The following is a 22,815-nucleotide window of genomic DNA, read 5'->3' on the forward strand; positions in this document are numbered from 1 at the left end:
GTCAGGGTTTCTGCGCGCGCTTCACGAACTCGCCCGTCTCCGTCGCCACGATGATCCGCTCGCCGTTCTCGATGTAGAGCGGCACCTTCACCGTCGCGCCCGTCGAGATCTTCGCCTCCTTCATGACCTTGCCGGCCGCGGTGTCGCCCCGGACCGCAGGCTCCGTGTCGGCGACGTCGAACTCCATGAACTGCGGGAGCTCGATGCCGACGACCGACCCGTTGAAGGAGACCGAGCGGAGCGACGCGCCGTCGGCGAGGTACCGGTCGGCGCCGGCGAGGCCCCCGGCCGCGAGCTGGAACTGGTCGTAGCTCGCCTGATCCATGAAGTGGAGGTCGTCCCCCTCCCGGTAGAGGAACTGGACGGGCCGGATCTCGAGATCGGGCTCGACGAACTTCTCACCGGACTTGAACGTGCGATCGAAGACCGCGCGCGTGAGCACGTTGCGGACGCGCGCCTTCACGAGCGTGGCGGAGCCGCGAGCCGAGGGGCTCTGGACGGTGTAGTCCATGATCTCGAAGGGATCGCCGTCGAGAAGGATCCTGGCGCCCCTCTTGAAATCCGAGGTTGCGATCATCGCGTCGTCGGGCCTCCCGTGTGGTTCGTGAGTGTACAACACGCCCGCGGCCCGCGGCTCACGCCCCCCGCGCTTTCTTGCCTTGCCCGGACGCCTCGTTATACCGTGCCGCGCGGGCGCGCCTGTAGCTCAGCTGGACAGAGCGGCGGATTCCTAATCCGTAGGCCGGGTGTTCGAGTCACCCCAGGCGCACCACTCCCGGCACGCCGCGATTGACAGCGACGGAGACCGTCGTTACGCTGCCCCTTTTCCGGCGAGCCGCCGTCCTCGAGGAGAGTCCTTGCCCACCGGTCGAAAGCACCTGACGCGCCACGAGATGCTGAAGCAGGACGAGTTCGTCTCGTGGGTGAGCCACGCCACGATGTGGATCGAGTCGAACCGCCGCGCCGTGGTCGCGGGGCTCATCGGAGTGGTGGTGGTGGTCGCCGCAGGCCTCGGGATCTCCGCGTGGCAGCGCTCGAAGGCGGACGAGGCCTACACGAGGCTCGGCGACGTCCAGAAGATCGCGCGAACGCCGATCGCGGGGGAGCCAGGGGCGGCGCCGGGAGCCCTTCAGACGTCGCAGGAGCGGAGCACCCGCATCGTCGCGGCCGCCGACAGGCTGCTCGCCGCATCCTCCTCGGGCGAGGCGGCGGACTGGGCCCGCTACCACCGCGCGTCGGCGCTCCTCGACCTCGGGCGCAAGGACGAGGCCGCGACCGCGCTCGCGCCGGTGCTGGGCGGAGCGCCAGGAACGCTGCTCGGGGATCTCTCGAACCTTCTCGCAGGGCGCATCGAGGAGGCGCGGGGGAACCTCCAGAAGGCCGCCGACACCTACGCCGCCGCCGCGGAGAAGTCTGGGAAGAGCTTTCCCCCCGAGCTGGCCCTCGCCGATCAGGCGCGCTGCCTGGCCGCTCTCGGGAAGAAGCAGGAGGCGATCACCGCCTACCAGAAGATCCTGGACGTGTACCCCGAATCGCCCCTCGCAGGAAAGGCGAACCAGAAGCTCCAGGAGCTCAAGGGCGCAAGCTAGAAGGGGATGTCTTCTTCCGGGAACGACGCGTCGCCCGGCGGGGCGTCGTCAGGACCCGGTCCCGGCTGCTCGGCCGCGGGTGAGGCCGTCCGCGAGGCGCCTCCGCCACCACCGCTTCCCAGGAAGACCACCTGAAGGGCCTTGACCTCGGTCGTGGTCCGCTTCTGCCCGTTGCGATCGTCCCATTGCCGCGTCTGGAGGGCGCCCTCCACGTACACCTGGCGTCCCTTCTTGACGTACTGGTTGACGATCTCGGCCATCTTCCCCCAGACGACGATGCGGTGCCACTCCGTCCGCTCCTGCTTTTCCCCTGTCTTGGCCGTCCAGTTCTCCGTCGTCGCCATGCTGAACTGCGCGACGGCGGCGCCGCCGGGGGTGTAGCGCAGCTCAGGATCGCGGCCCACGTTGCCGACGAGAATGACCTTGTTGACGCTTCCCATATCCCTGGATTCTCCCGTGCAGGGGAGCGATGAGTCGATCGAACGTTCGTGACGGGCGGAAGCGGCGAGACTATCATACGCGCCCGTCGTGTCAAGACGGACGCGGCCCCGGTGCCGAGGCGGAGCGAGTGATGGATTCCCACGAGAGAATCGTGCGCTCGGCGAGCCTGATGGCCTTTCTCACGTTCGTGAGCCGCATCACCGGCTACGCCCGCGACAACATCCTCGCGCAGGTGCTCGGCGCGACCGACGCGTCCGACGCGTTCATCGTGGCCTTTCGCATCCCCAACCTCCTGAGGCGCCTCGTCGGGGAGGGGACGATGACCGCCGCGTTCGTCCCCACCCTCTCCGAATACGCTCACGGAAAGAAGAAAGAGGAGCTGTGGGAGTTCGCGGCTCTCGCCTTCACGACGCTCGCCGTCGTTCTCGCCGCGCTGACGGTCGCGGGCATGCTCCTGTCGCCGCTACTGGTAAAGCTCCTGGCCGCAGGGTTCACCGGGACGGGGGGGAAGTGGGAGCTGACCGTCTCCCTCAACCGCTTCATGTTCCCGTACCTCTTCTTCATCGGCCTCGCCGCGCTCGCGATGGCCACGCTCAACACGCTCGGCGTCTTCGCCCTGCCGGCATCGACGCCCATCTTCCTGAACCTGACCGTCATCGGGGCCGCCGTGCTCTTCGCGCGCCACTCCGAGCACCCCGCCTACGTCTTCGCCGCGGGAGTCCTCGTCGGGGGGGCGCTCCAGATCGGATTGCAGCTCCCCGCGCTCTGGAAGCGCGGCTTCCGGCCGACGTGGAGGTTCAGCTTCACGCACCCCGGGGTCCGGCAGGTGGGCCGGTTGATGCTGCCGGGGCTGTTCGGCCTCGGGATCTCGCAGATCATCTTCCTGGTCGATTCCCGGTTCGCGTCGTTCCTCGGCGATGGGCCGGTCTCCGCGCTCTACTACGCGGGCCGCGTCAACGAGCTGGCGCTCGGCTCGTTCGCGATCTCGGTCTCCACCGTCATCCTCCCGGCGCTCTCGCGGCGCGCCGCCGCGGGGGAGATCGACGAGATGCGCTCAACGCTGCTCTTCGGCCTGAGGCTCGTCGCCTTCGTCACGGTGCCGGCGATGGCGGGACTGATCGTGCTGCGACGGGAGATCATCTCGGTCCTCTTCGAGCGCGGAGCGTTCGACGCCGCGGCCGTCACGATCACGTCGACCGCGCTCCTGTACTACGCGATGGGGCTCTTCGCGTTCGGGGGGATCAAGGTCGTCGCCCCCGCGTTCTACGCGCGCAAGGACACGCGCACGCCGGTGAAGCTCGCCACGATCACGCTGTGCACGCACATCGTCCTGTGCAGCATCCTCTCGAGCCGGATGGGGATCGGCGGGATCGCCCTCTCGGACTCGATCACGGCAACGATGGACATGACGCTCCTCATCCTCGCGTTCCGCCGCAAGGTCGGGCTGCCGCTCTTGCGGAGCTTCATCCTGCCGGTCGCGACGTTCGGCGCCGCCGCGATCCTGATGGCGGCGCTGTGCCAACCCCTTCTGGCGCGCCTCGCCCCGTGGTGCGTCGGGCTGCCGCAGGGGAGGGCGATCGCGCTCGTGGCCACGCTCCTCGTCGGCGCGGGGGTCTACTTCGGGACCTGCTTCGCGCTCGGGCGCCGGGAGCCCGCGACGATCCTCTCGTCGATGAACCCCCTGCGGCGCGGCGCGCTCCGGGAAGCGCCGTGAAAATGTTGTTGCAGGTCGTGTCGCGGGCCGAGGTGAGGGTCTCGGGAAGCGAGGTCGCGTCGATCGGGCGCGGGCTCCTCGTCTTCGTCGCCGTCGAGCGCGGCGACCCCGACGGGCTCGTGACCGCGGCCGCGGACAAGATCGCGGGGCTCCGCATCTTTCCGGGTCCCGGGGGCGCGAAGATGGATCTCTCGACCGGGGACGCCGGCGGGGAGATCCTGCTCGTCTCGCAGTTCACGCTCGCGGCCTCGCTGCGGCGGGGGAGACGGCCGTCGTTCGATAGGGCGGCGCCACCTGAGACGGCCGCCCCGATGTGCGCCGCCCTGGGATCGGCGCTCGCCGCCCGCGGGCTGAAGGTGGCGACGGGGGTCTTCGGCGCGGCGATGGCGGTCGAGCTGGTCAACGACGGGCCGGTGACCTTCTGGCTCGAGTCGGACGGCGAGGGGGCGTTCGGGCCGTGAAGACCTCGGCCGCCGCGTTCCTGAACTACCTGACGGTCGAGAGGGGGCTCGCGCCGAACACCCTTCTCGCGTACGGGCGCGATCTCGCCGCGTTCATGGACTGGGTGACCAAGATGGGACGCCGGAAGCCGGGAGCGGTGCGCCGGGCGGACGTGCAGGACTATCTGCGCGAGCTGCGTCTCAGGGGCCTGTCGCCCCGGTCCATCTCGCGGTCCCTCGCGACGCTTCGCGTCTTCTTCCGATTCCTCAAGCAGGAGGGACTCACCCGTGAGGATCCCACGGGCGAGATCGAGGGGCCGCGGGTGGAGAGGAGCCTCCCGAAGGCGCTCCCCCCCTCGGAGATCGAGAAGATCCTGAGGGCCCCCGACGCCTCGACGCCCCTCGGCCTGCGGGACGCCGCGATGATCGAGATCCTCTACGCCACGGGGCTCCGCGTGAGCGAGCTCATCTCCCTCCGCGTCGACGATCTCCATCTCGATCTCGGATACCTCCTCTGCCGGGGGAAGGGATCGCGCGAGCGCATCGTCCCGGTCGGCTCGCAGGCGCGCGTGAAGGTGAGCGAGTACATCGCGTCGGGGCGCCCTCGAATCCTGGGGGAGAGAATCTCGCCGAGCCTCTTCGTCCAGAACAGGGGGACGTCGATGACGCGGCAGGCTTTCTGGATCCGGTTGAGCCGCTACGCGGCTCAGTCGGGCGTGCGCGGCCGCCTCAGCCCCCACGTCCTGCGGCACTCCTTCGCGACGCACCTCCTCGAGAACGGCGCCGACCTGCGGGCGGTGCAGAAGATGCTCGGGCACGCCGACATCTCGACGACTCAGATCTACACGCACGTCAACCGCGAGCGGCTGCGGAAGATCTACCGCGCGCACCACCCCCGGGCCTGAGATGAAGCCCGCGAGGTTTCACCTGCTCTCAGGGATCCGGGATCGGCGATCGAGGCGGGTGCTGCGCCTCGCGCGCGAGGAGTCCCCCGATCCCACCGCCAGGGTGTATCTCGTCGGCGGCTGCGTGCGGGATCTCGCCCTCGGAGTCGGGCTGCGCGACATCGATCTCGTCGTGACGGGAGACGCGGGCGCCTTCGCCGCGAGGCTGGCCTCCCGGCTCGGAGTCCGGGCCTCCGCCCCGACAAGATTCGGAACATCGCGCATCGTCGCTCCGGGATGTCCGCAGATCGACATCGCGATGGCCAGGGCCGAGACCTACGCGCGGCCGGCCGCCCTCCCCGACGTGGAGGCGGCGCCCATCGAGGTCGATCTCGCGCGGCGCGACTTCACGATGAACGCGATGGCGATCCCTTTGACGGGTCCGGACGCGGGCGGGCTCCTCGATCCTTTCGGGGGGCTGTCCGATCTGACGACGGGGCGGCTCCGGCTCCTCCACCCGGCGAGCCTCGTCGACGATCCGACGCGCGCGTTCCGCGGTGCGCGCTACGCGGCCAGGCTCGGCCTGCGACCCGACTCCTCGTTGAGGCGAGCCCTGAGGTCCCCCTCGGCGCGGCGGGCCCTCTCGAGGCTCGGAGCTGAGCGGCTTGCCCGCGAGATCGCAAGGGTCTGGCTGGAACGGGACCCCGGCGCCGTCTTCGCGCGGCTGTCGACCTGGGGGCTCCTGACGGCCCTCCACCCGCGCCTTCGATGGCGCGGCCGCCTCTCCCGATCGATCCGGCACGGCGAGCGCCTCCGCAAGGCCTCGGTCGTCGCCGAAAGCTCCGAGTTCATGCTCGCGCTCGCCGCCTCGTCCCTGGGCGTGCGGGATCGCGCGAAGCTCCTCGACCGTCTCGCCCTCGCGGGGCGGACTCGCCGCGTCCTTCTCGCCGCGGCCGCCGCGCCCGCGCGGGCTTCCCGCATGAGGGGCGCGTACCGTGACGCGGCGGAAGTCGCCGGGTGGTCTCCGCTCGCCCTCCTGACGACGACGGCTGCGGCCTCGCCGTCCGCGGCGGCGCGCGTGAGGGCTCTCGGGCGGTCGTGGCGCGAGGCGACCCCGAGGCTCTGCGCCGAGGACATCCTGGCCGAGGGAATTCCGGAGGGCCCTCGCGTCGGGCGGATTCTCGAGAGACTGCGCCGGGAGAGGTTCGAGGGAAGAATTCGGACGGCGCGCGACGAGCGGCGCCGCATCCAGCGCCGTTCTTGACACGGTTTTTCCGGCTCTGCTAGCCTGTGAGTCCTTTCATGGCACGCTCACCGAACGGCCATTCCACCGAAGAGAGCGCCTTCGAGGAACCCATCCTCGAGATCGAGCGGCGCCTCGACGAGCTCTCCGGCTACCCCGCGACGCGGCAGTCGCAGGAGGAGACGGCCCGGCTTCGCGCGCGGCTCGCGGTGCTCAGGACCGAGATCTACTCCCATCTCACGCCGTGGCAGAAGACCCTCGTCGCGCGGCATCCCCGGCGCCCCTACACCCTCGACTACGTCCCGTTCCTCTTCGAGGACTTCGTCGAGCTTCACGGCGATCGCCGGTTCGGCGACGACGCGGCGATCGTCACGGGATGGGCCGTCTATCACGGCGCGCCCGTCGCGATCGTCGGGCACCAGAAGGGGCACAACACCAAGGAGAACATCCACCGGAACTTCGGGCAGCCACGCCCCGAGGGGTACCGCAAAGCGCTCCGCATCATGAAGCTGGCCGAGAAGTTCGGGCGCCCCATCCTCTGCTTCGTGGACACCCCGGGGGCGTTCCCCGGGGTCGACGCCGAGTCGAGAGGTCAGGCGGAGGCGATCGCGGTGAACCTGCGCGAGATGTCAAAGCTCGCGGTTCCCGTCCTCGTGACGATCACCGGCGAGGGGGGAAGCGGCGGCGCGCTGGCGATCGCCGTGGGAAACGTCGTCAACATGCTGGAGCACTCCATCTACTCCGTGATCTCGCCGGAAGGATGCGCGGCCATCCTCTGGAAGGACCAGCAGCGCTTCAAGATGGAGGCCGCGAAGAACCTCCACTACACCGCGCAGGATCTGAAATCCCTCGACGTGATCGACGACATCATCCCCGAGGTCCCCGGCGGGGCCCACATCGATCATCAGGGGAGCGCGCGCATCCTCGACGAGTTCATCTCGAGGCACCTCGCGGCGCTGAGGCGCTTGAAACCAGGTGAGATCGTGGAGCACCGCCACGAGAAGTTCCGGAGGATGGGAGCCTACCTCGCCCCCCTCGACTGACCCTTCGCTTCCTCCCACAGGCGTTCCATCAGATCCCGATGCTCGGCGGAGGGCTTCAGCCCCCGGTCGCGCAGCCCCTCCTCGACGGCCGCGAACCGACGCGTGAACTTGTCGTTCGCGGCCTGCAGCGCCGTCTCGGGATCGATGCCGGCGAGGCGCCCCGCGTTGGCGACGGCGAAGAGCAGGTCGCCGAGCTCCTCGGCCGTGGCGGCCGGGCTCTTTTCCTCGAGGGCCTGGCGGAGCTCGCGCGTCTCCTCCTCGACCTTCGCCAGCGACTCCGCGGCGCTCTCCCAGTCGAACCCGACCATCGAGGCCTTGTTCGCGATTCGGAAGGCGCGCAATAGGGCGGGGAGCGCGCGCGGGACACCGGAGAGGACGCTCCGCGCCCCCGCGGCCTCGCGCTCCTCGTTCTTGATCTGCTCCCATCGCCCGATCGCCTCGCGGGCGCCGTCCGCCTTCTCGCCGCCGAAGACGTGCGGGTGCCTCCGGACCAGCTTGTCGTGGATCCCGGCGGCGACGTCGTCGATCGCGAAGAGCTTCTTCTCCGCGCAGATCTGCGAAAGGAAGACGACCTGGAGGAGGAGATCCCCCAGCTCCTCACGGAGCAGCTTCGGATCCCCGCCGTCGATGGCGTCGATCGTCTCGTAGGTCTCCTCGAGCAGATAGGTCCTCAGGCTCTCGAGGGTCTGCTCGCGATCCCACGGGCAGCCGTCCGGCGCCCGGAGCCTTGCCATGAGCTGCACGAGCCTGTCGAAGCTGTCGGCCACCTGAGCCTCCCGTCGAGGCGGCGATGATAGGAGCGGCGCGTGGGCGGCCGCAACCGCGCGAGGCTCCGCGGGCGACCGCTCGGATTGCCGCCCCGTTGGACACGGTGTTAGGATGCGCCGCGATCGGGCGATCGCACGCCGACGTTTCGCGGTCGCGGAGGGTGGATGAGCGAAGAGCGCGATCCGAGCCAGACGATCAAGGTCACGGATCGGAGAAGTTTCACCAAAGACGGCCAGCGGCGCGACGCGGATTCGGAGCCCACCGTCGTCGCCGGTCCCGCGAAACCCGCCGCGCCCGACGGCGCGAAAACCCTTCAGGGAGAGGGGTTCACGATGGCGCACCCGGCGCCGATCGAAACCGATGCCGCGGCCCAGGATGCCGCGTTCCTCAATCTCGTCGTGTCCATCTACCAGAGCGGATGCATCCACCTCGGCCTCGCCGGAGACGCCGCCGAGGCCGAGGACGCCGAGGGTGCGGGAGCCGGGCCGGAGGGGCAGGAGCCCGTGGACTTCGCGGCGGCGCGCGGGACCATCGAGATGCTCCTCGCGATCAAGAAAAAGACCGCGGGGAACCTCGCCACGGAGGAGTCGCGGATCCTCGAGACGCTCCTCGCCGAGCTCCAGATGACGTACGCCCTGAAGGTCGCCGACACCTAGGATGCGCATTCACCGCCTGGCGGCGACGTCCCTCTCCCTCGCGGTCTGCGCTCTGTTCGCCGCGACGGTTCCGTTTGCGGCCGACGATCCTCCCCCGCAAGTCGAGGGGGCCGCCCCCGCGCTGCCCGAGGCCGCGCCCCGCGCGCGCGGGAAGGGAGGGAGCGCGGACGCGCGACTCCAGACCCTCTGGTTCGGAAGAAAAGCGAACCTCGAGACGGGCGACATGGTGGGGGCGGCCGGCCAGGTCGAGGCGATGACCGAGATCGTCCGGACCGAGCGGCTCGATCGGGTCCCGTGGCTCGCGCGGGGGTTCGCTTACGAAGGCTACGAGCACCTCCGGGAAGGGAACTACGAGCGGGCCCGGGTCGCCTTCGATCTCGCGCGGCGGTTCGATCATCGGATGCCCGAGGCCCAGACAGGGTACGCGTGGGCCGCGCTGAAGGCCGGGCGGGGGTTCGGCCTCTTCATGACGGAGTACCGGGAGGGGCTTCGCCTGCGGTGGCAGACCTTCCGGCGGGAGGGGGCGGCCAACGCGTCTCTCGTCGCGGCGATCGCCCTCGCCCTCGCGGCGGTCGGGATCATCGGCGCCACGGTCGTCCGCTATCAGGCGATGCTGCGGCACGACGTGGCCGAGCGCATGCCGGCCGGCTGGCCCGACGGCGCCTCACGGCTCGCCGGCTGGATCGTGCTGTTGGCCCCGCTTCTCGCCTGGTTCGGTGGCGCGTGGGTCCTCTACTACTGGGCCGCGATTCTCTCGAGGTACATGTCGGGAGCGGAGAGGCTCCTCGCGGCGGTGGGCTGCGTCGTGCTCATCGCGGTCGGTCCGCTGGCGGCGTGGGGCACCCTTTCGGCGCAGATCGCCTCGGACCCGACCGGCCTCGCGATCTCCGAGGCGCTCTCCGGCGAGCACGGCGTCGAAATCGTCGGCGCCCTGCAGCGGACCATCCGCTCGAAGCCCGAAGCGCGCGCGCTGAGGCTCCTCCTCGCGACGACGTACGAGCGCGCCGACATGACGCGCGAGGCGTTCGACGAATACCACAGGCTCCTCGAGCTGCATCCGGGCGATCCGCGGACGCTCAACAACATCGGCAACCTGTACATGCGCACCGGCCAGACGCCGCAGGCGATCGTCTACTACACGAAGGCCGCCGAGGCCGATCCGAAGAGCGCGGTTTTCTTCTACAACCTCTCCATCGCCCAGAACGAGTCGTTGCGCCTGACGGACGCGGAGGCGAGCGCCCGCACGCTGCAGCAGCTCGATCCCAACCTCGGCCGCGCGCTGATGACCGCCCGCGGGAGGGGCGACGAGATCGTGCCGCTGCCGGCGACCGCGACCGCCGACGAGGTCCGCGCCGAGATGGACGTGGAGTCCGCTTCCGCCGCGCTGCGGGGCTCCTTTCCGCTCCTCTCACCCACGTTGATCGGCGCCGTGGCGACCATCCTGATCCTTCTGGGCGCCGGCCTCGCGCGCTCCGGCGCCCACGCCCAGACGTGCATCCGGTGTGGGGAGGCCTTCTGCGGGCGGTGCAAGCGCGAGCTCGGGGCGAAGGAGTGCTGCGCGCAGTGCATTCACCTCTTCGTGAAGCGGGAGGCCATCGCCGCCCCCGTCAGGGCCCGGAAGCTGGCGCAGGTGGAGCGGTTCGCGCGGAACTGGAAGCGACGCGTCCGCCTCGCGACGATTCTCCTTCCCGGCGCGGGCCATCTGATCGCCGGCCGGACCGTCGCCGGCGCCGGACTGATGCTCGCCTGGCTCGTGCCGCTGTCCGCCCTGCTCTTCGGGCGCTGGCTCGTCCTGGCGCCTTCGATCCCCGTCCTCGATCTGCCGTCCATCACGACGCTGGCCGCCGGATTCGTCATGATCCTCCTGTGGAGCCTCGCGAACTCGCTCGTCCCGCAGCCCCCGCGATGATCTTCCCGCCCGTTCGGCCTTGACACACGGGGCTCCTCGCGGTACACAAACTTCCCCTGCCTGGACCACCTCGCCCGCCCGGAAGGAGATCTTGATGAAAGTCACGCATCTGCGCACCTTCGGCGCGATCACGATCCTGGTCGCGAGCGTGTCGCTCGCTGCGGCGCCGGCCGAGCCGAGCGAACGGGCGGGTCGACCGCGCGCCGATCTCTCGCTCTCGGCGCGCCTCGCCGAGCTCGCCGGCCGCGAGATGACGCTCGAGAAGTCACGCCTGGGCGCTCCGTGGCGGAAGGTGAGCCGGGTCCTGAGAGAGGCGGCGGCGATGCCGCCGTCGGCCCCGATTCTTTCCGCGGCCTCCGCCTCGGGGGGCCGCGCGGGATTCGTCCCGCTCGTCGTGCGTGAGGACGGCGCGCTCCGCGTCTCGATCCAAACCCTCGGGGCGGGCGCGGAGTCGGCGGAGGCTCTGGCCGCCGCGGGGGTGCAGGACTTTCTCGCCGACGAGCAGTCCGGCACCGTCGAGGGGTGGCTGGCGCCCGATCGTCTGGGCGCGGTGGCGGGCCTCGAGCGGGTCGCGTCGATACGCCCCGCGATCCCGCCGTACGTCTCCACCGGGAGCACCGCCTCTCAGGGGGACGCTCTGCTCCGCGCCGACGTCGCGCGCACCCACTTCGGGCTCTCGGGCGCGGGAGTGACCGTCGGCGTCCTCTCCGACAGCGTGGACGGGATCTCCTCGGCCCAGTTCAGCGGGGATCTTCCTCCCGGCGTCCAGGTGCTGAAGGCGGGACAGGGGGCCGGGGAGGGGACGGCGATGCTCGAGATCGTCCACGATCTCGCCCCCGGCGCCGACCTGGCGTTCTACGGCCCTTCGAGCAGCGCGGACATGATCACCGGCATCAACCAGCTCGCGGCCGCCGGAGCCCGCGTCATCGTCGACGACCTCACGTTCTTCGATCAGCCCCACTTCGAGGAAGGCCCGGTGGCCCGCGCCATCGATGCCCTCGCCGCCCGGGGGATCGTCTACGCCACCTCGGCGGGAAACTTCGCGGAGCCCAGCGGCGCGGACCGCGGCGCGTACACGGGCGACTTCTCCGGAGGCGGCTCCCTCGGCGCGCCCACGCACGACGTCCACCTCTTCTCACCCGGGCACACGACGCAGTCGATCACGGTCTTCCCCCAGTCGGTGGGCGTCGTGTTCCTGCAGTGGGCCGACAGGTTCGGCGCGGCGGCGGACGACTACGACCTCTACGTCGTCGACTCCAACATGAACATCGTGGCGCAGGGTGACGACACCCAGAACGGGACCGGGGATCCCGCCGAGATGGCCGTGATCGACAACAGGCTCGGCCTGTCGCCGCTCGAGCTCTTCGTCATCGTCGATCGCTTCTCGGGCGCGCCGCGCCGGCTGAAATTGTTCTACTCGGGGCTCACCGACATCGAGTTCGGGACCTCCGGGTTCAGCATCGCCGGGCACGCCAACGCCTCCGGGGCGCTCACGGTCGCCGCCATCAACGCCTCGAATCCCAACACGGAGGAGATCGCCCCCTACAGCAGCCAGGGGCCGTGCGATCTCTTCTTCCCGGCCGTCGTGAACGAGGACAAACCGGACCTCACGGCCATCGACGGCGTCTCCGTGAGCGGGGCCGCCGGATTCCCGAGCCCGTTCTTCGGCACCTCGGCGGCCGCGCCGCACGTGGGCGCGGTCGCCGCGCTCCTCCTCGAGCACAAGCCCGGGCTCGACTTCACCCTGGTGAAGGAGGCCCTTCAGGCGACGGCGGCGGACAGGGGCGCGCCGGGGCTCGATCCGATCTACGGCGCGGGGCTCCTCGACGCGGACGCGGCGGTGACGGCGATCGACGGCGGGACCGCGCCGACGATCACCGGCCTGACCACCGACCTTCTCGGCGATCACCTCGCCGTCTCGCTCTCCGGAAGCGATGCGGACGCCGACGTCGCGGAGGCCGAGATCGTGCTCAAGGACGGCGCGGGCGGTCTTCTCGGTGGAACCGGTCGCCTTCCCGCGTCTCACGCGGGGATGCCCACCTTCTCGGACGTGGCGGACGTCACGGGCCTCGGCGCGTTCGCGACGGCGGTCACGGCGGACCTGACCCTCACGGATTCGAAGGGAAACGTCAGCGCCGCCGCCACCGGAGACTTCAGCCAGGCGTCGCCCGGTGGCCCGGCTCTCGCCTTCGTCAAGTACAGCAGGGGGACGAGGACTCTCAAGATGACGGGGAGCGCCTTCTCCGGGGTCCTTGCCGTCGAGATCAACGGCGTGAACGCCCCCGGGGCCGTCAAGGCGAAGCCGACCGGACTGATCGCCACGACGAAGGGCTCGCTCGCGAAGCTCTCGCTTCGCAAGGGAGCGAACCGGGTTCGCGTCTTCGCGAACGGCCTGCACTCGAACATCTTCATCCTGACGCTCTGACGGACGGGCCTGCCCGCTCCTCGACGCGCACGCGGGGGGCGCTTATAATCGCGCGTTCGTCCAGGAGATCGCGCGGATGGCCCTCGAAGGAACGCTCAGGGATTTCGGCCTCGCCGACATCTTCCAGCTGATCGGCAATCAGCGGAAGACCGGCGTGCTCACGCTCAAGAGCGCTGACGATGTCGTCACCGTTTCGTTTCTCGACGGCAGCGTCGTCTCCGCGGATTCCCAGAACAAGAAGCTGGAAGATCTCCTCGGCTCGGTGCTCGCCAAGTCGGGATTGATCTCGGAGGACGACCTCCAGCAGGCGCTGAGGCAGCAGAAGCGGACGCTCCAGCGGCTCGGCAACATCCTCATCAAAGAGAAGTACATCTCGAACGAGGATCTCGCGGAGGCGCTCCGCTTGCAGGTGACGCAGGTCGTCTATCGGCTCTTCAGGTGGAGCGACGGCGACTACCAGTTCAAGCAGGAGCAGTCGATCGAGTACGACCGGGAGCATTTCACGCCGCTCTCGGCCGAGAGCATCCTGATGGAAGGGATCAGGATGATCGACGAATGGCCGATCATCGAGAAGAAGATCCGGTCGGTCGACATGATCTTCGCGAAGACCCGGGCCGCAGCGCCGGTCGAGGTCCAGAAGGAGGAAGGGGAGGAGGACGTCCTCGTCACCGCCATCGCCGACGCGGCGCCGCGCGCCCAGGGGACGGCGAGCGACGCGATCGTCGTCTCGGCCCAGGAGGCGAGGGTCTACTCGGCCGTCGACGGCCAGATCACCGTCCAGGAGATCATCGATCGCTCGGGGCTCGGTGACTTCGAGACGTGCCGGATCCTGTACGACCTCCTCGCCCGCAGCCTCATCCGGGAGGTCCGCCAGGAATTGCCGCGTCGCGCGGAACAGGCCGCGCCCCGGCGCGAGGTCTCCGCGGCCTTCTGGTCCGCGCTCACGCTGATCCTCCTGGTGGCGGCCGCCGTCTCCGCCCTGGCGATGGGACGGAACCCGCTCAACCGCCTCCCCCCGGCCCACGAGGACCCGCTCCTGACGGGGATCCTGACGTCCATCACGAGGAGCCGGGTGCAGACCGTCGACGAGGCGATCCAGGTCTACTTCCTCGAGAAGGGGTTCTACCCGGACGATCTGGCCGAGCTGACGCGCGGCCGCCTCGTCGGCGGCGCGGCATTGAAGGACGCGTGGGGGCATGATCTCGAGTACGTCGCCGTCGAGGGCGGGTACCGGCTCATCGTCCCCGAAAGGGCCGATCTGTCGATCGAGCATCGGCCGAAAGCCGCACCCGGCAAGCCCCGGCCGGCCTCCAACCGGCGCTGAGGACCCTCCCGGCCAACCCTTGACTCGACCAGATCCGGTTCTTACAGTCGGCGCCCTCGCCGATTGGAAACCTGGAGGATCCGACGCATGAGCAAGATCATCGGGATTGACCTTGGGACCACCAACTCCGTCGTCGCCGTCATGGAAGGTGGAACCCCGGTCGTGATTCCCAACGCGGAAGGCACCCGGACCACCCCCTCGATTTTCGCCGTGTCGGACAAGGGGGAGCGCCTCGTCGGGCAGGTCGCCAAGAGGCAGGCCATCACGAACCCGCTCAACACGATCTTCTCGGTCAAGCGGTTCATGGGACGGCGCTTCGAGGAGGTGCCTGCGGAGTCGTCCCGGGTTCCCTATAAGGTGGGACCCGCCCCGAACGGAGACGTTCGCATCGAGATCCAGGGGAAGCCGTTCTCTCCCCCCGAGATCTCGGCAAAGATCCTGCAGAAGATGAAGGAGTCCGCCGAGGCGTACCTCGGACAGGCCGTCGATCGAGCGGTCATCACCGTTCCCGCGTACTTCAACGATTCGCAGCGTCAGGCGACCAAGGACGCGGGCGAGATCGCCGGGCTGAAGGTCGAGAGAATCATCAACGAGCCCACCGCCGCGGCCCTGGCCTACGGGCTCGACAAGAAGAAGAACGAGACCATCGCCGTCTACGATTTCGGCGGGGGGACGTTCGACATCTCGATTCTCGAGGTGGGCGAGGGGGTCGTCGAGGTCAAGTCGACGAACGGCGACACGCATCTCGGCGGAGACGACATCGATCACGAGATCATCGAGTGGATCGTCGCCGACTACCGCAAGGACCAGGGGATCGACCTCGGGAAGGATCGGATCGCCCTCCAGAGGCTCAAGGAGGCCGCCGAGAAGGCCAAGTGCGAGCTGTCCACGACGGTCGAGACCGAGATCAACCTTCCGTTCATCACGGCGGACGCCTCCGGGCCGAAGCACCTGGTGATGAAGCTGAGCCGCGCGAAGTTCGAGAGTCTCGTCGAGGAGCTGATCCAGCGAAGCGTGGGACCGTGCCGGCAGGCGCTCGGCGATGCGAAGCTGACGGCCGACAAGATCGACGAGGTCGTCCTGGTCGGCGGTTCCACGCGCATCCCGAGAGTGCAGCAGGTCGTGCGGGAGTTCTTCGGCCGTGAGCCCCACAAGGGCGTCAACCCCGACGAGGTGGTCGCGGTCGGCGCGGCGGTCCAGGCCGGAGTCCTCGCCGGCGACGTGAAGGACATTCTCCTTCTCGACGTCACGCCGCTCTCGCTCGGGATCGAGACCCTGGGGGGGGTCTTCACGCGCCTGATCGACCGCAACACGACGATCCCCACGCGCAAGAGCGAGGTCTTCTCCACCGCGGAGGACAGCCAGACATCCGTCGACGTCAAGGTCTACCAGGGCGAGCGGGAGATGGCCCGGTTCAACAAGCTCCTCGGCAATTTCCGCCTCGAGGGAATCCCGATGGCCCCCCGCGGCGTCCCGAAGATCGAGGTGGGTTTCGACATCGACGCGAACGGCATCATGCACGTGACGGCGAAGGACACCGGGACCGGGCGCGAGCAGAAGATCCGCATCGAGGCGAGCAGCGGCCTCAACAAGGACGAGGTCGAGAAGATGAGCCAGGAGGCCTCGACGCACGCGGGCGAGGATCGCAAGCTCCGCGAGGAGGTGGAGGCCCGGAACCGCGCGGACTCGGTCGCCTACGCGACGGAGAAGATGCTGCGGGAGGCGGGTGACAAGGTGCCTCCCGCCGAGAAGACCCGGGTCGAGGAAGCCCTCGAGAAGCTGAAGAAGGCGATCAAGGACGGGACGCGCGAGGAGATCGAGTCCGCCGTGCAGGCGCTCACCGCCGTCCAGCACGCCATGGCCGAGAAGATGTACTCGCAGGCTTCGGCGCACGCGCATCCGGAGGCACCCGGGGCCGGCGCCGCCGCCGGCGGTCCGGGGCCGGAGCGCAAGCCGGGTGACGTCATCGACGCCGAGTTCGTCGACGTCGAGGAGAAGAAGTAGCGAGAATTGTGCGCCGACCTCCCGCGAAGTATGATGGCCCCGCGCGGGCCTTCGATGCCGGACCCGCGCGGGACCGGACGATGCGCGGAGGTCGCGGATGGAAGAGGGGAGCCGCACCGAGAAGGGTGCGGGGGGCGGGAGCTCGCAGAGCCTCAAGAAGTATCTTCAGGAGATCTCGAAACTCCCACGCATCACCGCCGACGAGGAGAAGAAGCTCGGCGCGAAGATCAAGCGCGGTGACCGCGACGCGAAGGAGGCCCTTCGCACGCTCGTCGAGGCCAACCTCCGCTTCGTCGTCAGCTTCGCGAAGAAGTACCGCGGCTGCGGCCTCTCGTTCCTCGATCTGATCAACGAGGGGAACATCGGCCTCATCGAGGCCGCGAAGCGCTTCGACCCCGCCAAGAACGTGAAGTTCATCACCTACGCCGTCTGGTGGGTGCGGCAGTCGATCGTTCACGCCCTGTCGGATCAGAGCGGCGCCTTCCGGCTGCCTCAGAAGCAGGCGAACCTTCTGTACCGCATCGGCAAGACGATCCAGCAGCTCACGCTCGAGTTCGAGAGAAGCCCGACGCCGGAGGAGATCTCGACTCGCCTGCGGATCCCGGTTGACGAGATCAACTTTCTTCTGCGCGTCGCCGACGACAACGTCTCGCTCAGCACGGTGATCGACGAGGATCACGACTTCCATCTCGCGGACAAGCTCCAGCAGGAGTCCGTCCCCGCCCCCGACGAGGATTTCTTCCGGTCGTCCCTCAAGGAGCTGATCCGGGCGTGCCTCGACGAGCTCGACGAGAAGGAGGAGCTGGTCGTGCGGCTGCGGTTCGGCCTCGGCGAGCGCGGGGAGGAGAAGGACCCGATGACGCTGAAGGAGATCGGCGACATCCTCCGCCTCTCGCGCGAGCGCATCCGCCAGATCGAGGCCCAGGCTCTCGAGAAGCTCTTCCGCTCCCAGCGCGTTCAGCACCTGAGGGGTTACCTGAACTGATCGGCACCCGGGCGGGGAGGCGCATGGCTCGCCATTCGATCGAACGGACGCAGGCTCCCGAGCGGTCCGGCCCGTCCGGGGAGGCGCGGTGCCCGATCTGCTTCGGCACCGGCTTCCGCGTCGCGGAGCGCCCCGGCGGGCGGAGCAGCGCCGCCACCGTCTGCGAGTGCCGGCGCGCCCGCCGCGCCTCCGAGTTGATGAAGCTCGCCCGGATCCCCCGTCGCTACGAGAGCTGCTCTTTCGGGACGTTTCTCCCCCAGGACGCCTCGCAGGAGAGCGCCCTCGCGCAGACGCGCGCTTTCGTCGATTCGTACACCGTCCTCAAGGTGCAGGACGAAGTCGAGTTCGGTCTCCTGTTCCTGGGACCGCCGGGAGTCGGCAAGACGCACCTGTCCGTCGCGGCGCTCCGCTCGCTCATCCTCGAGCAGGGGATACCCGGGCTGTTCGCCGATTTCCGGGACCTGCTCAAGGAGCTGCAGGCCTCCTACGACCCGGTGTCGCAGACGTCCGAGATGGACGTGCTCCGCCCGCTCCTTCAGACCGAGGTCCTCGTCCTCGACGACCTCGGCGCCGCGCGCATGACGGAGTGGGTCAGGGATCTGGTCGGTCACATCGTCAACACGAGGTACAACGATCGCCGCGTCACGATCATCACGACGAACCTCGCCGACGAGGAGCCCGTGGGCCGCCGGGGCGACGGCGGCGAGAGCGCGCGCCGCGACCAGGGATCTCCCGCCGCCGAGCGCGCGCCGAAGCCGGGGGACCGCACGCTCCTGGTGGACCGGATCGGAAGCCCGGTGCGCTCGCGGCTTCACGAGATGTGCCTCACGATCCGCCTTCTCGGCGAGGACTACCGCCAGAAGCTCAAGGCGAGCACCCGCACCCGCCTTCGCTAGGCCCCCGCGGCGCCTCTCTCAACCGAAGGGGGTCGGATCGCAGGCGTCGCCGATCCCGTCGTGATCGCTGTCGAGCTGCGTCGGGTTCGACACGAGCGGGCAATTGTCGGAGACGTCCGGCACTCCGTCGTTGTCGTCGTCGAGATCGCAGGCGTTCCCCTGGCCGTCGAGATCGGTGTCGAGCTGGGAGGAGTTCGGGATAGACGGGCAGTTGTCGCAGGCGTCCGCGAACCCGTCGCCGTCCCCGTCCACCTGCGTGGGATTCGCCGCGAGGGGGCAGTTGTCGCAGAGGTCTCCGACGCCGTCGCGATCCGCGTCCGCCTGGTTCGGGTTGGCGGTGACGGGGCAGTTGTCGCAGGCATCGCCGACCATGTCGATGTCCAGGTCGAGCTGCGCGGCGTTTGCGGCCGACGCGCAGACGTCCTTGAGGTTCGGCACGCCGTCCAGATCGGCGTCGGCGCTCGCGGACGGAGTGCAGCCCGTCGGCGGGCGCGCCGCCGAGGTGCCGGACCCCACGGTTCCCGCGCCGCACCCGTTGCGCCCCGCGATCAGGTAATAGAACATCTGGTTGGCGGCCGGCGCGCCCGCGTCGGTCGTGCTTCGCGTCACGATGTCCGTCCGGAAGCACGCGGGCGAGACGGAGAACGGGGCCGTGAGCGCGACGGCCCCGCGCAGCAGATCGTACGCGTGAGCCTGAGGCGCGCCGTCCCACGTGATCGTCACCCGGTCGGCCGCGAAGCTCACGCCGAGCGCCTCGCCCGGAATCGCCGTCATCCCCCGCCAGTCCGGCGCGCAGTCGGAGCCGTTCGCGACGAGATCCCCGTCGCGGTCCGGATCGCACGCGTCGCCCAGGCCGTCGCCGTCGAGATCGGCCTGCGACGGGTTGGTCGTCGTCGGGCAGTTGTCGCACGCATCGCCGAGGGGGTCGCCGTCGGAGTTCGCCTGGGTCGGGTTGTACGCCGACGGGCAGTTGTCGATGTCGTCGGGAGATCCGTCGGCGTCGCCGTCGGGGGGGCCGGTGATCTTCAGGGAGTACGATCCGTACACCGTCGCGTAGAGCGAGGCGGTCCGGGTGACGCGCACGAAGTACGTGCCGGTGGAGGGGGCCGTCCACGCGATCAGGGACGAGGGATCGCCGATCACGCGGTTGTCGTTGAAGCCGAGGAGCGACCCGCCCGCATTGAAGAGGCGCAGGAACGTGTCGGCGTCCGACAGCAGGTTGACGGTCTCGATGGTGTACGCCCGTCCCCCCGTCGCCGGAAACGAGAACCAGTCCTCGTCCACGAGCCCGCCCCCCGATCCGTCCCCGTCGGGATCCCGGAAGTAGGTCACAGGAATCGGATTTCCCGTCGCGACCACGCCGCGGGCCGCCCCCTGGGTCTCATTCGGCTCGAAGGGGTCCGGGAAGAAGCTGATCTGGACGCCGCCCGAGAAAATCGAGACCATCTGGGCGGCGTGCCCGTTCAGCACGGGCGCCTCGAACCACGCGTCCCAGAAATCCTCGGCCGAGATCCCCGTTCGCCCGGGGAGGCCGAACTCCATCGTCGCCCAGACGCTCGCGTCCGGAAGCGCCAGCGTGTCCACCGGGGCGTCGTCGGTCCCCGGAGTGAAGTCGGGGGTCGACGCGTCGTCGATGATGTCCCACAGCGCCGTGAAGACCGTGACCTCGCTCGTGTCGCCGCTGCACGCGTACTGCGACATCGTCTCGAGATCGAACCATGTGTCGAGGTTCCCGGGCCCGGCGCCTCCCGTCGTCTTGACGTAGACGTTCGGATGATCGAACCCGAAGTGCCGCCGGATCGCCCCCATGAAGTACGACGCGTGCCCCTCCTCCCAGGCGAGCGTCGGGGGCTCGTCGCAGTCACTCAGGGAATGCGTTCCTCCCGGGTTGCTCGTGGCGGAGTAGTTGAAGACGGCGAAGTGGCCGTACTCGTGCAGCATCACCGTGTCGTCGTACGCGCCCGTGTCCCTCATGTCGATCCGCGAGGACCCCGTCGTGGAGACGGTCTGCCCGCGGCTCGCCTCCCACACGACGGTGAGGGAGTGGGAGGCCGTGGGGCGGCTGCCCCTGAGGAAGGCCATGTAGTCCGACGCGAGGACCGCGTTGTCGTAGAGGTTGAAGGGCTCGCCTCCCGAGCCGATCTCCGCCGTGAGGTTCCCGAAATTGACCGCGACGCCCGGAGCGTGGCCGATGATCGTCGTCGATGCCACGGCGTACGGCGTGATCGAGGCCGTCGTGACCTTGATGAAGAGGTCGGGAGTCTGCGTGGAGCGGGTCAGGAAGCGCGCGTACACGTTGCGACTGGAGCTGTCGATGACGGTGAAGGAGAACGCGCCCGCGGCGTTCGTGCTCCCCGAGGCAAGGACCGAAGCGGAGGTCGCGTCGACGATCTCGACGTCGGCGAATCGAACGGGAAGCAGGGGCTCGACCCCCGTGAACCCCGTTGTGCCGAACTCCCGGTCCCGGTAGAAGGCCGACCCGCTCGCCGTCCAGTTGGCCAGCGCCGGGGGGGCCATGAGGGACGCGAGCGCGATCGCGAGAACGACCCGCGCGCGAAGCGGGTGTGCGGAGATCAACGGTCACCCGGGCGGGGGGCGGAGGCCGCGAACTCCGCCGCGCCGCCCCGGACCTGCGGCGCTGTCCCTGGGACGCCGATCGGAACTCCGATTCGTTGCGTGAACGGGCGCCCTGCCTCGTCGACCCCGTCCAGCCGAATCGACAGGACGCGGCCCGCACCCTGGGGGACGACCACGTCGAACTCCTCGCGATCCGGTTCGCCACGCGCCAGGTCCCCGAGGGAATGGGCGATTCCCGTGAAGCGGCGCGGGTGGATCTCGAGGCCGGGGGGGACCTGAAGCGTGAGCCTCAGCGCGGTGACGTTGACGGAAGGTGTGACGTCGAGGCGGAGGAGCGCCGCCCCCGAAGCCTGCCGGACCAGCGACGGGCGGAGGATGAGCCGCCCCTCCGGCTCGGAACCGCGCGCCGCGCCCCCGAGGGCCAGAAGCCCCCCGGCGACGATCATGACCCCGAGCCGATGCATGGATCCGCACCCCGAATGAACGACAGACGAAGCCGCGGACGCACCAACCCCCGCGGACGGTGCCGGAAAATCGTAATTTACCGCGATCCGGGCCTCGCCGCCCTCAAAAAATGCGCCTCGGGGATGGCCGCCGGCGGCGCCCCGGGGGGCGGTGGCGGCGTTTTCGTTGATGCTCCGTCCGCCGCTCTGTTAGAATCCCCGGCGATCCTCCCACGCTCCCCAACTTCTGACGGCCCAATCCCTCGATCGGAGGTCTCGTCGGCCATGCGACAGATTCACATTCTGAACGGCGCCCGGACGGCGATGGCCGAGTACAACGGGCGGTTTCGGGCGATCGCGGAGACGGAGCTGGGCGCCCTGGCCGCGCGCGCGGCGCTCGCGAGGAGCGAGGTCCCCGCGACGGCCGTCGATCACGTCGTGATGGGGAACGCCCTGCAGACCTCCGGGAACGCGATCTACGGCGCGCGCCACGTGGCGCTCAAGGCCGGGATGCCGATCACCGTGCCGGCGCTCACCGTCAACCGGCTGTGCGGCTCGGGGATCCAGGCGCTCGTCTCCTCGGCTCACCTGATCCGCGGAGAGGAGGCCGATGTCGTCGTCGCGGGCGGCATGGAGAACATGTCGCAGGCCCCCCACGTGATTCGCGGGGCCCGCAGCGGATTCCGCCTCGGCGAGGGAAAGCTCGAGGACTCGCTGATGGTCGCCCTCCTCGACACGCACTGCGGGCTGATGATGGCGGAGACGGCCGAGGTTCTCGCGAAGGAGAAGGGGATCACGCGCGAGGAATGCGACGCGTACGCGCTCCGCAGCCAGAGGGCCGCCGACGCCGCGTACCGCGCCGGGCGCATCCAGGAGGAGATCGTCCCCGTCGAGGTGAAGGAGCGCGGGAAGATGGTCGCGTTCGCCGAGGACGATCACCGCAGGGGGGACACCACGCTCGAAGGGCTCGCGGGGCTTCCCACGGCCTTCGGGAAGGGGGGCCTCGTCACCGCGGGGAACGCCTCCGGGATCGTGGACGGAGCGGCGGCCGTGGTCCTCGCGGAGGCGTCCCGCGCGAAGGCCGAGCGGTGGCCCTCTCTCGGGCGGCTGGTCGGCTGGGGGTACGCCGGCGTGGATCCCCGCATCATGGGAATCGGGCCGGTGCCGGCGATCCGCGAGGCGCTCCGCCGGACGGGGCTCACCCTCGGGCAGATCGACCTCTTCGAGATCAACGAGGCCTTCGCCGCGCAGTACCTCGCGGTCGAGAGGGAGCTCGGCCTCGATCGCGATCGCGTCAACGTGAACGGCGGCGCCGTCGCCCTGGGCCACCCGCTCGCGGCGACCGGAACGCGCCTCGTCCTGACGCTGCTCCTCGAGCTGCGTCGCCGCAAGGGGAAGTACGGCATCGCGTCCGCCTGCATCGGCGGAGGGCAGGGGATCGCCCTCGTCGTCGAGTCCCTCTCGTAATCACGGC

General features: G+C 69.5%; 19 protein-coding genes, 1 tRNA gene and 1 pseudogene. 15 read left to right on the forward strand and 6 right to left on the reverse strand.

All coding sequences use genetic code 11. From position 1 onward, the window contains the following. Nucleotide 1: 1 nt before the first annotated feature. The gene (locus HY049_19195) at nt 2-577 is read right to left on the reverse strand and encodes an elongation factor P (GenBank protein MBI3451026.1); all 576 of its coding nucleotides are present in this window, start codon (nt 575-577) and stop codon (nt 2-4) included. A 118-nt stretch (nt 578-695) separates the two neighbouring features. Between HY049_19195 and HY049_19200 the strand changes: the two genes are divergently transcribed. Then, nucleotides 696-772 (forward strand) — tRNA-Arg (locus HY049_19200). 85 nt (nt 773-857) lie between these two features. Beyond that, complete coding sequence (locus HY049_19205; protein ID MBI3451027.1) at nt 858-1,589, forward strand: tetratricopeptide repeat protein; 732 nt, start codon at nt 858-860, stop codon at nt 1,587-1,589. On the opposite strand, the gene HY049_19210 is transcribed toward HY049_19205, so the two are convergent. Continuing rightward, complete coding sequence (locus HY049_19210; GenBank protein ID MBI3451028.1) at nt 1,586-2,029, reverse strand: single-stranded DNA-binding protein; 444 nt, start codon at nt 2,027-2,029, stop codon at nt 1,586-1,588. The genes HY049_19205 and HY049_19210 overlap by 4 nt on opposite strands. A 131-nt stretch (nt 2,030-2,160) precedes the next feature. On the opposite strand from HY049_19210, the gene murJ reads away from it, so the two are divergent. From murJ to HY049_19235, 5 genes are read left to right on the forward strand one after another with little or no spacing between them, the layout of a single operon-like run. Beyond that, nucleotides 2,161-3,744, forward strand: coding sequence for a murein biosynthesis integral membrane protein MurJ (gene murJ / locus HY049_19215; protein MBI3451029.1), 1,584 nt, complete (start codon nt 2,161-2,163; stop codon nt 3,742-3,744). After that, nucleotides 3,741-4,205 (forward strand): D-tyrosyl-tRNA(Tyr) deacylase, encoded by a 465-nt coding sequence (locus tag HY049_19220; protein ID MBI3451030.1) that lies wholly within the window; start codon nt 3,741-3,743, stop codon nt 4,203-4,205. Before murJ ends, HY049_19220 begins: the two co-directional genes overlap by 4 nt. Next, entirely contained in the window at nt 4,202-5,089 is an 888-nt protein-coding gene (xerD, locus tag HY049_19225) for a site-specific tyrosine recombinase XerD (protein ID MBI3451031.1), read from the forward strand. Before HY049_19220 ends, xerD begins: the two co-directional genes overlap by 4 nt. A 1-nt stretch (nt 5,090) precedes the next feature. Continuing rightward, complete coding sequence (locus tag HY049_19230) at nt 5,091-6,332, forward strand: CCA tRNA nucleotidyltransferase (GenBank protein MBI3451032.1); 1,242 nt, start codon at nt 5,091-5,093, stop codon at nt 6,330-6,332. A gap of 38 nt (nt 6,333-6,370) precedes the next feature. Next, nucleotides 6,371-7,354, forward strand: coding sequence for an acetyl-CoA carboxylase carboxyltransferase subunit alpha (locus tag HY049_19235; protein ID MBI3451033.1), 984 nt, complete (start codon nt 6,371-6,373; stop codon nt 7,352-7,354). Here HY049_19235 and mazG read toward each other — a convergent pair. Next, complete coding sequence (gene mazG / locus HY049_19240) at nt 7,333-8,088, reverse strand: nucleoside triphosphate pyrophosphohydrolase (protein ID MBI3451034.1); 756 nt, start codon at nt 8,086-8,088, stop codon at nt 7,333-7,335. The genes HY049_19235 and mazG overlap by 22 nt on opposite strands. Before the next feature lie 198 nt (nt 8,089-8,286). Between mazG and HY049_19245 the strand changes: the two genes are divergently transcribed. The 7 genes from HY049_19245 to HY049_19275 all read left to right on the forward strand — a co-directional run bounded on the left by HY049_19245 (nt 8,287) and on the right by HY049_19275 (nt 18,321). Further along, a complete protein-coding gene (locus tag HY049_19245) occupies nt 8,287-8,778 on the forward strand; it encodes a DUF1844 domain-containing protein (GenBank protein MBI3451035.1) in 492 nt (163 codons plus the stop codon). Nucleotide 8,779: 1 nt separating this feature from the next. Beyond that, nucleotides 8,780-10,687, forward strand: coding sequence for a tetratricopeptide repeat protein (locus HY049_19250; protein MBI3451036.1), 1,908 nt, complete (start codon nt 8,780-8,782; stop codon nt 10,685-10,687). A 94-nt stretch (nt 10,688-10,781) separates the two neighbouring features. After that, a complete protein-coding gene (locus tag HY049_19255; protein ID MBI3451037.1) occupies nt 10,782-13,112 on the forward strand; it encodes a S8 family serine peptidase in 2,331 nt (776 codons plus the stop codon). Between the two features lie 76 nt (nt 13,113-13,188). Next, complete coding sequence (locus HY049_19260; GenBank protein MBI3451038.1) at nt 13,189-14,436, forward strand: DUF4388 domain-containing protein; 1,248 nt, start codon at nt 13,189-13,191, stop codon at nt 14,434-14,436. Between the two features lie 87 nt (nt 14,437-14,523). Continuing rightward, entirely contained in the window at nt 14,524-16,440 is a 1,917-nt protein-coding gene (gene dnaK / locus HY049_19265; GenBank protein MBI3451039.1) for a molecular chaperone DnaK, read from the forward strand. A gap of 97 nt (nt 16,441-16,537) precedes the next feature. Next, nucleotides 16,538-17,425: an RNA polymerase sigma factor RpoD/SigA gene (locus HY049_19270; protein ID MBI3451040.1), complete on the forward strand. Its 888-nt coding sequence runs from the start codon at nt 16,538-16,540 to the stop codon at nt 17,423-17,425. A gap of 23 nt (nt 17,426-17,448) precedes the next feature. Beyond that, nucleotides 17,449-18,321 carry an ATP-binding protein gene (locus tag HY049_19275; protein ID MBI3451041.1) on the forward strand — a complete coding sequence of 291 codons (873 nt, stop codon included), beginning with the start codon at nt 17,449-17,451 and terminating at the stop codon, nt 18,319-18,321. Nucleotides 18,322-18,339: 18 nt separating this feature from the next. Here HY049_19275 and HY049_19280 read toward each other — a convergent pair whose 3' ends face one another. From HY049_19280 to HY049_19290, 3 genes and pseudogenes are all read right to left on the reverse strand, one after another. Then, entirely contained in the window at nt 18,340-19,095 is a 756-nt protein-coding gene (locus HY049_19280) for a thrombospondin type 3 repeat-containing protein (protein ID MBI3451042.1), read from the reverse strand. A 30-nt stretch (nt 19,096-19,125) separates the two neighbouring features. Next, nucleotides 19,126-19,464: pseudogene (locus HY049_19285) on the reverse strand (thrombospondin type 3 repeat-containing protein). Between the two features lie 1,430 nt (nt 19,465-20,894). Further along, complete coding sequence (locus tag HY049_19290; protein ID MBI3451043.1) at nt 20,895-21,362, reverse strand: hypothetical protein; 468 nt, start codon at nt 21,360-21,362, stop codon at nt 20,895-20,897. 264 nt (nt 21,363-21,626) lie between these two features. On the opposite strand from HY049_19290, the gene HY049_19295 reads away from it, so the two are divergent. Beyond that, entirely contained in the window at nt 21,627-22,808 is a 1,182-nt protein-coding gene (locus HY049_19295; protein ID MBI3451044.1) for an acetyl-CoA C-acyltransferase, read from the forward strand. The last annotated feature ends 7 nt before the right edge of the window (nt 22,809-22,815 follow it).

The organism is Acidobacteriota bacterium (genome assembly GCA_016195325.1).
GTDB lineage: Bacteria > Acidobacteriota > Polarisedimenticolia > JACPZX01 > JACPZX01 > JACPZX01.

What these genes read in the sequence shown, in the direction of transcription:
- HY049_19195 (MBI3451026.1), bottom strand. Translation starts at nt 577, where the DNA reads ATGATCGCAACCTCGGATTTCAAGAGGGGCGCCAGGATCCTTCTCGAC.
- HY049_19210 (MBI3451028.1), bottom strand. Translation starts at nt 2,029, where the DNA reads ATGGGAAGCGTCAACAAGGTCATTCTCGTCGGCAACGTGGGCCGCGAT.
- murJ (MBI3451029.1), top strand. Translation starts at nt 2,161, where the DNA reads ATGGATTCCCACGAGAGAATCGTGCGCTCGGCGAGCCTGATGGCCTTT.
- HY049_19230 (MBI3451032.1), top strand. Translation starts at nt 5,091, where the DNA reads ATGAAGCCCGCGAGGTTTCACCTGCTCTCAGGGATCCGGGATCGGCGA.
- HY049_19235 (MBI3451033.1), top strand. Translation starts at nt 6,371, where the DNA reads ATGGCACGCTCACCGAACGGCCATTCCACCGAAGAGAGCGCCTTCGAG.
- mazG (MBI3451034.1), bottom strand. Translation starts at nt 8,088, where the DNA reads ATGGCAAGGCTCCGGGCGCCGGACGGCTGCCCGTGGGATCGCGAGCAG.
- HY049_19245 (MBI3451035.1), top strand. Translation starts at nt 8,287, where the DNA reads ATGAGCGAAGAGCGCGATCCGAGCCAGACGATCAAGGTCACGGATCGG.
- HY049_19250 (MBI3451036.1), top strand. Translation starts at nt 8,780, where the DNA reads ATGCGCATTCACCGCCTGGCGGCGACGTCCCTCTCCCTCGCGGTCTGC.
- HY049_19255 (MBI3451037.1), top strand. Translation starts at nt 10,782, where the DNA reads ATGAAAGTCACGCATCTGCGCACCTTCGGCGCGATCACGATCCTGGTC.
- HY049_19260 (MBI3451038.1), top strand. Translation starts at nt 13,189, where the DNA reads ATGGCCCTCGAAGGAACGCTCAGGGATTTCGGCCTCGCCGACATCTTC.
- dnaK (MBI3451039.1), top strand. Translation starts at nt 14,524, where the DNA reads ATGAGCAAGATCATCGGGATTGACCTTGGGACCACCAACTCCGTCGTC.
- HY049_19270 (MBI3451040.1), top strand. Translation starts at nt 16,538, where the DNA reads ATGGAAGAGGGGAGCCGCACCGAGAAGGGTGCGGGGGGCGGGAGCTCG.
- HY049_19275 (MBI3451041.1), top strand. Translation starts at nt 17,449, where the DNA reads ATGGCTCGCCATTCGATCGAACGGACGCAGGCTCCCGAGCGGTCCGGC.
- HY049_19280 (MBI3451042.1), bottom strand. Translation starts at nt 19,095, where the DNA reads ATGACGGCGATTCCGGGCGAGGCGCTCGGCGTGAGCTTCGCGGCCGAC.
- HY049_19290 (MBI3451043.1), bottom strand. Translation starts at nt 21,362, where the DNA reads ATGCATCGGCTCGGGGTCATGATCGTCGCCGGGGGGCTTCTGGCCCTC.
- HY049_19295 (MBI3451044.1), top strand. Translation starts at nt 21,627, where the DNA reads ATGCGACAGATTCACATTCTGAACGGCGCCCGGACGGCGATGGCCGAG.